Source organism: Aquabacter sediminis (assembly GCF_028863665.1).
GTDB lineage: Bacteria > Pseudomonadota > Alphaproteobacteria > Rhizobiales > Xanthobacteraceae > L1I39.
On sequence record NZ_JARBFX010000015.1, the window covers coordinates 88,694 to 97,800 of the forward strand.

Here is a 9,107-nt window from a genome sequence, read left to right on the forward strand (position 1 = left end):
GTCGGCTCTTTCCAGGCTGACTCTGTCCAAACTTTGACGGTTCTTACGGCGAAGCAGCATGGCCGCCTCCCCGCAATTCACACCAACAAGGTTAAGGCACCGTTATCGCTGCAACGCAACAAGCTGGGCACAACCGCTTAAGCTGTTGGTGCCGGGGTGCCACCGGCTGCGAGAGAATCTTCCAACGTCGCCTTGCGCAGCGCATCGGGAATCCGCCGCGCGCGGCCTTGCGATACGAAGGCCACGCGCACATTGGCATTTACCAGCGCCTCGCCATTCCGCCGGACGCTTTGGGCCAGCATGATGGAGGCGCCGGCCACTTCCTTCGAGAGCGTCACAACCTCCAGCACGTCATCGATGCGGGCGGGTTTCAGGAAATCGATCTGCATGGAGCGCACGACGAAGTGAAAGCCGGGCGCCTCGCTGGCCGCCTCCGCGAACAGCTCGCCCTGCACCACGCCGAGGAGGCGCATATAATCGGAGCGGCCCCGCTCCATGAATTTCAGATAGTTGGCGTGGTAGACGATGCCCGAGAAGTCGGTGTCCTCATAATAGACCCGCAGCGTGAGGCTGTGCCCGCCGGGAATGAGGCGGCCGGCCAGATGGGGATGGGCCTCAAGCTCGCCCGGCGCGGTCGCCCGCTCCCCGCTGATGTCGTTCTTCATGCAAACTCTCTCGCGGCTTCGCGCGCCCTCAAGGGGGCGACGGTACGATCAAGGCAGCACCTACTCCCCCTCATCGAAGAGAGGCAAGCTCGATGGCGGCCGCACCGGCTCGGCAAGGCCCAGGTGCCGGAACGCCCCGGCGGTCAGCATGCGCCCGCGCGGGGTGCGCTGGATGAAGCCCTGCTGCACCAGGAAGGGCTCGACGATTTCCTCGATGGCATCGCGCGGCTCGGACAAGGCGGCCGCCAGCGTTTCCACCCCCACCGGCCCGCCGCCATAATGGCTGGCGATCACCGTGAGGTAGCGCCGGTCCATGGCATCGAGCCCGGCATCGTCCACTTCCAGCGCGGAAAGCGCCCGGTCGGCGATGGCGCGGTCAATGATTTCGGAGCCCGCCACCAGGGCGAAATCGCGCACCCGGCGCAACAGCCGCCCGGCAATGCGCGGCGTGCCGCGGGCGCGCTTGGCGATCTCGCGGGCCCCGTCCGGCGCGATCCCGATGCCGAAGACACGGGCGCCGCGGGTGACGATAAATTCAAGCTCGTCAATGGTATAGAAGCTCAGCCGCACCGGAATGCCAAACCGGTCACGCAGCGGCGTGGTCAGCAGGCCCGAACGCGTGGTCGCGCCCACCAAGGTGAACTTGGGCAGGGAAATCTTCACCGAGCGCGCCGCCGGGCCCTCGCCGATGACGAGATCCAGCTCATAATCCTCCATGGCCGGATAGAGGATTTCCTCCACCGCCGGGGAAAGGCGATGGATTTCATCGATGAAGAGCACGTCCCGCTCTTCCAGGTTCGTCAGGATGGCGGCGAGGTCGCCGGCCTTGGCGATGACCGGGCCGGACGTGGAGCGGAAGCCGACCCCCATTTCCCGGGACATGATCTGGGCAAGCGTCGTCTTGCCGAGGCCAGGCGGCCCCACGAACAGCACATGGTCCAGCGCCTCCTGGCGGGCGCGGGCGGCCTTGATGAAGATTTCCAGATTGGCGCGGGCTTGGGCCTGGCCGACGAAATCGGCGAGCCGCTGCGGACGCAACGTGGCGTCGGCTTCGTCTTCGGCACGCTTCTCGCCGGCAATGAGGCGGGTCATGGAGGTCCTTGGCTTGCGAGTCGTCGGAATCTAACGCCTTGGAGGCCTGACGCCAAAGGGCGGCCTACTTGGCCATTTCCTTGAGGCCGAGGCGGATCAGCGTCTCGGTGGACGCCCCCTCCCCTCCCGCGCGGACGGCGGCGGCGATGGCGGCGGAGGCCTGGGCGGGGGGATAGCCCAGATTGGTGAGCGCCGAAATGGCGTCGCTGACCGCGCTGGGCAGGCCGGCCGGGGCATCGGCAAGGCCCGCCCCGCCGGGCAGGATGGGCTCGAACCCGCCGAGGGCAGGCCCCTTGTCCTTCAATTCGGTAACGATGCGAGTCGCGACGCGGGGGCCGACGCCAGGAGCGCGGGCCAGCGCGGCCTTGTCGCCCCGGGCGATGGCTTCGGCCAGTTCCGAGGGGCGCAAGGTGGAGAGCACCGCCAGCGCCGTCTTCGAGCCGATGCCCTGAATGCCCTGGAGCAGGCGGAACCACTCCCTTTCCGCTTCGCTGGCAAAGCCATAGAGGCGGATCAGGTCTTCCCGGACCATCGTCTCGATGAACAGCACCGCGGCTTCGCCGATACGCGGCAGGCTTTGCAAGGTGCGGCTGGAGCAATGGACCTCATAGCCGACGCCATGCACATCGAGCAGCACGAGGTCGTCCGCGAGGCCGTCCACCACGCCCTTCAATTTCCCGATCATGCCCCCTCCCCGGAAACCAGGGCTCCGGAAAAGCCAATCATTTCAAGCAGGCCCAAAGAAGAACCCCGGTCGCCACCGCCCCGAGACCGGTGCGGACCATATGCAGTTGGCCCCAATTTTCGATGAGCCGCTGGCTGTGGGCACCGGCCTTTTCCTCGCCGAGCGCCAATAGCTGACGGTTGGTGGGCATGATGCCGATGAGGGTAAAGGGCCAATTGGCGATCAGAAGCACCGCTCCCGCTAGAAACGCCCAGTCGCGCGTGAGGGAAAAAGCGATGGCTGCCAGCAGACAGCCAAGTATCGCCAGGCTTGCCTGCATGGCAAAGCCGCGCTTGTAGGCAGGCTTCCATTGCCGCAACTGTCCTGCCGGCTCCAGCATCAGCCGGGCCGGCTGCTCGGCCACGTTGATGTAGAAGGCCGCGCCCGTAAAAACGGCCGACACCACCAAAGCCAGATGGCCCCACAGCATGAACGATCCCTCGTGCGCCACACCTGGCCATCATCCTACCTCGCCGCGCGCAGAAGCGCAGCCGCGCCGCGATGATGGGCATGGGTTACGGCGACCGCCAGCGCATCGGCGGCATCCTCGGTCTTGGGATCCGCCTTCGGCAGGAGGACGCCTATCATCATGCGAATCTGGGCTTTTTCGCCCCGCCCGGTGCCCACCACGGTCTTCTTGACCAGCAACGCGGCATATTCGGCGACCGAGACGCCGGCGAGCGCCGGGGCGAGGAGGACGACGCCGCGGGCCTGGCCGAGCTTCAGGGTGGAGGACGGGTTCATGTTCACGAACGTCTCCTCCACCGCCGCCTCATCCGGCTGGTAGCGGGCGAGCACTTCGGCCAAGCCTTTGTAAAGACAGGCGAGACGCTCCGCCATGGGGGCGTCTTCCGGGGGCAGGATGGTGCCGCAGGCCACGTAGGTGAGACGCGAGCCCTCCGCCTCCACCACCCCCCAGCCGGTGCGGCGAAGGCCGGGGTCGAGTCCGAGAATGCGAATCAGGCCAGCCATGGGCCCAAACTGCGCCGGACGCTTCGGCGGGCCAAGGGGAAAGCGGCGGGGGTGCGCCGGCACTCGCGGGCGAGAGAGGCCAGAGCCGGGCGAAAGATGACGGTTCAGTGACGTGACATGGCGCAAAGATCCTTGTGCCGCTTGGGTTTAAGGTGCCTTTCGACGCTCACGGAGCATGGTCCATGTCCCTTCACAGCCCCGCTTTTCCACCTCCCGGAATGGCCCCCGCAGGGGCCGCGGGAGGGGGGCCGGACGCCCCGCTGGCGCTGACCCCGCCACCATCCCTGGCGGTGAAGCTGGATGTGAGTCATCTCGATTTCTACTATGGCGCGAAGCTGGCCCTCAAGGACGTGACCCTGCCGGTCTATGATCGGCGGGTGACGGCCTTCATCGGCCCATCGGGGTGCGGGAAGTCCACTTTATTGCGTATTTTCAACAGGATGTATGACCTTTACCCAGACCAGCGGACCACCGGGCACGTGTTCATGGACGGGGTGGACATTCTGGGGGCGCAGACCGACCCGATCGCCTTGCGGGCGAAGATTGGCATGGTTTTTCAAAAGCCTACGCCCTTTCCCATGTCCATTTTCGACAACGTGGCCATGGGGATCCGGGTGGCCAATGACCTCTCCCGGAGCGAGTTGGACGGACGGGTGGAGGATGCGCTCCGGCGGGCGGCTCTTTGGGAAGAGGTGAAGGATTGCCTCAAGAAGAGCGGCACCAGCCTTTCTGGAGGTCAGCAACAGCGCCTGTGTATTGCCCGCACCATCGCGGTCAAGCCGGAGGTTATTCTCCTTGATGAGCCGTGCTCGGCGCTGGATCCCATCACCACAGCCAAGATCGAGGATCTGATTGACGCGCTGAAGGTGGATTATACGATCGCCATCGTCACCCACAACTTGCAGCAAGCGGCGCGGGTCTCTGACTATACAGGCTTCATGTATCTGGGGGAGATCATCGAGTTCGGCCCCACCATGGAGCTTTTCCGCACGCCGCGTGATCAGCGTACGCGGGATTATGTGGAAGGCCGCTTCGGCTAGGAAAGAATATAATTCCGAAACACCCATCCACACTATATTATTGACGATATATTAAATATAATACCACCTAATACAAAATAAAATTACCTACAAAAACACCTTGAAACAAAATTTCTATCGAAATCGACATTCGAAACCAGTCATGTCGCGCGCCATTTCAGTGCGATACGCTGCTCGACATCAGATTGACCACCAGAACACCAGCAATGATCAGGCCGAGGCCCACAATGGCCGGCATGTCCAGCTTCTGGCCGTAGAGAATGACGCCTGCGCCCGCCACCAATACGATGCCCACTCCCGACCAGATGGCATAGGCCACCCCCACCGACATGGTCCGCAACGTCAGAGAAAGGCAATAAAAAGCAATGACATAGCCGACCGCGACGATCACGCTCGGCCACAGCTTGGTGAAGCCCTCGGACGCCTTCAGGGCCGATGTGGCGATCACTTCCGCGCAGATTGCGATGAACAGGAGGAGGTAGGTCATGGCCAAGTTAAGGCGGACGAGCCAGGTCAAGTCAACGCTGTCGGGGGGCGCTGAACTGCGGTGAAGTGACCGCGGAGGACGCGGTGATCTCGGTCATAACACCGGCCTTAATGGAAGTTCCTCCCGCGCGGCATGGCCGCGCCCACGGAGGCCGGGTCCACCACCCTCGGAGGGCGGCGATCCGACGAAACCTGCCCCACCTCTCCGCCCTCCTCTTCCCCCCCTTGCCGCATCCCATCCATCCGCGCCCGGATCTCCGCCGCCCGCCCGCCGGGCGCGCGCCCACCCCGGGCCTTGCCCAGTTCGTCGGAGGGCATGAGGGGGGCGATGCGGGTGCTCTCGGCCCCCACCTGTTCCAGGAGCGGGCTCCAATCCTCCACCTTGTCAGCCACCAGGTGGATCACCCCCCCTTCGTTCTGGAGCCGGCCCTGCACCCCCACCAGGCGGGCGCCCATGACCTCAGGCCGGAAGGTCTCGAACACCCGCGGCCAGATGATGATGTTGGCCCAGCCGCCCTCGTCCTCGATGGTCATGAAGATGACGCCGCTGGCGGTGCCGGGCCGCTGGCGCACCAAAACCAGGCCGGACAAGGTGAGCCGGCGGCCCGAGCGCAGGGCCGGCAGGCGGTCGCAGGGGGTGACGCCCCGCTCCGTCAGACGCGGGCGCAGGAAGGAGACCGGGTGCGCCTTCAAGGAGAGCTTGAGATGGCGATAATCCGCCACCACCTGCCCGCCCGGCGGCAGGATGGGCAGGTCCACGTCCGGCTCGCGGGGGGTGGAGGCGGCGCGGAACAGGGGCAGATCGTCCTTGTCGCCGGACCGGCGCAGGCCCCGCACCGCCCAGAGCGCGGAGCGCCGGTCGAGCCCCAGCGAGCGGAAGGCATCCGCCTCCGCCAGCCGCTCCAGGCTTGAGGGGGGCAGGCCCGTGCGCAGCCACAGGTCGCGCACGCTGTCATAGCCCCGTCCGCGCCGCTCGGCCACGCGGCGCCCGTCCGCTTCCCGCAAGCCCTCCACCTGCCGCAGGCCGAGCCGCACCGCATGGGCGGCGTTGAGGTCCCCGATCATGTCCCCATGGCGGGGATGGAGCCGGGCGCGGGACGGCAGAGCGGTGGCCGGTTCATCCCCCGCCTCCCGCTCCAGGCCATGGTCCCAGGCGGAGGCGTTCACATCCACCGGGCGCACGGCGACGCCATGCTCCTGCCCATCGCGCACCAATTGGGCGGGGGCGTAGAAGCCGAGCGGCCACGCATTGAGCATGCCGGCCAGGAACACATCCGGGTAGTGGCATTTGATCCAGGCCGAGGCATAGACCAGCAGGGCGAAGCTCTCCGCATGGGAGCGCGGGAAGCCATAGGAGCCGAAGCCCTCGATCTGCTTCCACAAGCTCTCGGCGAAGTCGCGGGAATAGCCCTTTGCGGCCATGCCGGCGATGAGCTTGTCGTGGAAGGTGCCGATGGTGCCCACGCGCTTGAAGGTGGCCATGGCGCGGCGCAACTGGTCGGCCTCGCCGGGGGTGAAGCCGGCGGCGACGATGGCGATCTGCATGGCCTGTTCCTGGAACAAGGGCACGCCCAAAGTGGGCTCCAGCACCTCCCGCAATTCCTGCGACGGGTAGGAGACAGGATCGAGCCCCTGCCGGCGGCGCAGATAGGGATGCACCATGCCGCCCTGGATGGGGCCGGGCCGCACGATGGCCACCTCCACCACCAGATCCTCGAACCGCTCCGGCTTCAGGCGCGGCAGCATGGTCTGCTGGGCGCGGCTTTCCACCTGGAACACGCCCACCGAATCCGCCCGCTTCAGCATGGCATAGACCCGTTCGTCCGCCCACGGCACGTCGCTGATGCGCGCGAAATGCCGGCCATAGCGCTGGTCCAGCAAGGCAAAGCATTTGCGCAGGGCGGTGAGCATGCCAAGCGCCAATATGTCCACCTTCAGCAGGCCCACCTGCTCCAGATCGTCCTTGTTCCATTCGATGATGGGCCGCTCCTCCATGGCCGAGCGGGTGAGCGGCACGGTCTCGTCCAGCCGGTCATGGGTCACCACCATACCGCCCACATGCTGGGACAGGTGGCGGGGAAAACCGTTCAGTTCGCGCGAGAGGGCCAGCGCCTGGGCGAGGCGCGGATCGGTGGGGTCGAAGCCCAGCCGCCGCGTCTCCTCCGCGCTCACCCCGCCCGAGGACCAGCCCCAGACCGTGCCGGCCAGCGCGCCCACCGTGTCTTCCGACAGGCCGAACACCTTGCCCACCTCGCGCACCGCCGAGCGGGTGCGATAGGTGGTGGTGGTGGCGGCAAGGCCCGCATGGGCAGCGCCATAGCGCTCATAGATGAATTGGAGCACCTCGCCGCGCCGCTCATGCTCGAAATCCACGTCGATGTCGGGCGGCTCGTTGCGGTCGGCGGAAATGAAGCGCTCGAACAGGAGCGAACTCTTCATGGGGTCCACCTCGGTGAGGCCGAGGCAGAAGCACACCGCGGAATTGGCCGCCGATCCCCGTCCCTGGCACAGAATGTCCCGGCTGCGGGCAAAGGCGACGATCTCGTTCACGGTGAGGAAATAGGGCGCATAGCCCAATTGGCCGATAAGGCCGAGCTCGTGGGCGAGCAGCCGGCGCACCTTCTCCGGCACACCTTGCGGGTAGCGCTGCGCGGCACCCCGCCAGGCGAGCGCGGCGAGCGCCTCCTGGGGGCTGGCAAAGCCTTCCCGTGCCTCGCGCGGATAGGTGGGCTTCAGCTGGTCCAGCGAGAAGCCGAGGCGGGAGAAGAAGGAGAAGGTCTCGGCCACCGCCTCCGGCAGCGCGCGGAACAGGCGCGCCATCTCGCGCGGGGGCTTCAGGTGCCGTTCGCCATTGGGCTCCAGCAGCCGCCCCGCCCCTTCCAGGGTCACATGGGCGCGGATGCAGGCGAGCACGTCCTGCAAGGGCCGGCGCTCGCCCGCATGATAGAGCGCATCGCCCACCGCCAAAAGCGGCAGGCCGGCCCGGCGCCCGGTCTCCGCCAGGCGGGCGAGGCGCCGCCCGTCATCGCCGAGGCGGGGCATGGTGGCGGCGAGCCAGAGCCGGTCCGGCGCCGCCTCCTTCAGGCGGGCGAGGAAGCCGGCAAAGGCCTCCGGCAGCCGGCGGGGCGGCAGCACGGCCAGGCACAGGCCCTCCTGCCAGTCCAGGAGATCGGCCAGGGTCAGCAGGCAATCCCCCTTGTCCGCCCGCATGTTGCCGGTGGTGAGCAGGCGGCAGAGCCGGCCATAGGCGGCCCGGTCGGCGGGATAGGCGAGGATGTCCGGCGTGCCGTCCGCAAAGGCGAGGCGCGCGCCCACCGCCAGCGGCAGGCCCACCGCCTTCGCCTGGGCATAAGCGCGCACCACGCCGGCCAGCGTGTTGCGATCGGCAATGCCGAGGCCCGCATGCCCCAGCGCCTGCGCCGCCACCACATATTCCTCCGGATGCGACCCGCCCCGCAGGAAGGAAAAATTGGTGGTGACCGCCAGTTCCACATAAGGCGGGGGCGCGGGATGGGGGGTCATGGGGCGCCTCCGGCGGGAGGGCTCAATGGCGCACGCGGCGCTCTTCGGGGGCGCGGAGCCGCTCCCCCTCCGGTCCCTGGGAGAAAGGGAGCTATGGGCCTTTGGGCGCTCACGGCCGCGGCTCCCCGGCCGGCAGGGCCTTGGCCATGAGCGTAAGGCCAACAGACGTGACCACGGCGTCGCGAGCGCCGACCGTCTCCCGCGCGCGGGCGAAAGGGAGCGGCTGCGGCGCGAGCACCGGGCGTGGTGGCGGAGCCGACCGTCTCCCGCGCGCAGCCGAAAGGGAGCGCCGCCGCGCGCAGGGCACCAGACGGAACAGCGTGCCGAAGGCTGGGCGCGCAGGCGACCTTCGGCACGCGGTGTGCTTTCGGAACGGGGCAACGGGGCAACGGGGCAACGGGGGAGCGGAGCAGAGGCGGCCGGGGACCGCCGGAGCATGCGCCGGCCGAAGCGGAGTGGAGGAAAGGGGGGCAGCAGGGGGCAGCAGGGGACGAAAGGCGCGAGGGGAGGCGCGACGGCACCCCAACGGCCGGCGCCCCAGCCGGCCGCCACGCGGCGGCTGGGACCGGGGCGCCGGGAAGGGCACGCCCGTCGGCCCGTCGCCCT

Annotated in this window: 8 protein-coding genes; 1 reads left to right on the top strand and 7 read right to left on the bottom strand. The window is 67.4% G+C overall.

All coding sequences use genetic code 11. The annotated features are described in order from the left end of the window. Window positions 1-137 precede the first annotated feature (137 nt). The 5 genes from ybgC to ruvC form a co-directional block, all read right to left on the bottom strand. Complete coding sequence (ybgC, locus tag PV781_RS22115) at window positions 138-665, bottom strand: tol-pal system-associated acyl-CoA thioesterase (protein WP_274777784.1); 528 nt, start codon at window positions 663-665, stop codon at window positions 138-140. A gap of 60 nt (window positions 666-725) precedes the next feature. Further along, on the bottom strand, window positions 726-1,757 hold the full coding sequence (gene ruvB, locus PV781_RS22120) for a Holliday junction branch migration DNA helicase RuvB (RefSeq protein ID WP_274777785.1): 1,032 nt from the start codon (window positions 1,755-1,757) through the stop codon (window positions 726-728). Between the two features lie 64 nt (window positions 1,758-1,821). Further along, complete coding sequence (gene ruvA, locus PV781_RS22125) at window positions 1,822-2,442, bottom strand: Holliday junction branch migration protein RuvA (protein ID WP_274777786.1); 621 nt, start codon at window positions 2,440-2,442, stop codon at window positions 1,822-1,824. Between the two features lie 37 nt (window positions 2,443-2,479). After that, a complete protein-coding gene (locus PV781_RS22130; RefSeq protein ID WP_274777787.1) occupies window positions 2,480-2,911 on the bottom strand; it encodes an anthrone oxygenase family protein in 432 nt (143 codons plus the stop codon). Window positions 2,912-2,946: 35 nt separating this feature from the next. Further along, window positions 2,947-3,453: a crossover junction endodeoxyribonuclease RuvC gene (gene ruvC / locus PV781_RS22135; protein ID WP_274777788.1), complete on the bottom strand. Its 507-nt coding sequence runs from the start codon at window positions 3,451-3,453 to the stop codon at window positions 2,947-2,949. A gap of 218 nt (window positions 3,454-3,671) precedes the next feature. Between ruvC and pstB the strand changes: the two genes are divergently transcribed. Further along, the gene (gene pstB, locus PV781_RS22140) at window positions 3,672-4,493 is read left to right on the top strand and encodes a phosphate ABC transporter ATP-binding protein PstB (RefSeq protein WP_425532450.1); all 822 of its coding nucleotides are present in this window, start codon (window positions 3,672-3,674) and stop codon (window positions 4,491-4,493) included. 157 nt (window positions 4,494-4,650) lie between these two features. Here pstB and PV781_RS22145 read toward each other — a convergent pair whose 3' ends face one another. Together PV781_RS22145 and PV781_RS22150 are read right to left on the bottom strand one after the other, a co-directional pair. Next, window positions 4,651-4,980 (bottom strand): DMT family transporter, encoded by a 330-nt coding sequence (locus PV781_RS22145; RefSeq protein WP_274777790.1) that lies wholly within the window; start codon window positions 4,978-4,980, stop codon window positions 4,651-4,653. Between the two features lie 107 nt (window positions 4,981-5,087). Continuing rightward, complete coding sequence (locus tag PV781_RS22150) at window positions 5,088-8,501, bottom strand: error-prone DNA polymerase (protein WP_274777791.1); 3,414 nt, start codon at window positions 8,499-8,501, stop codon at window positions 5,088-5,090. Between the last annotated feature and the right edge of the window lie 606 nt (window positions 8,502-9,107).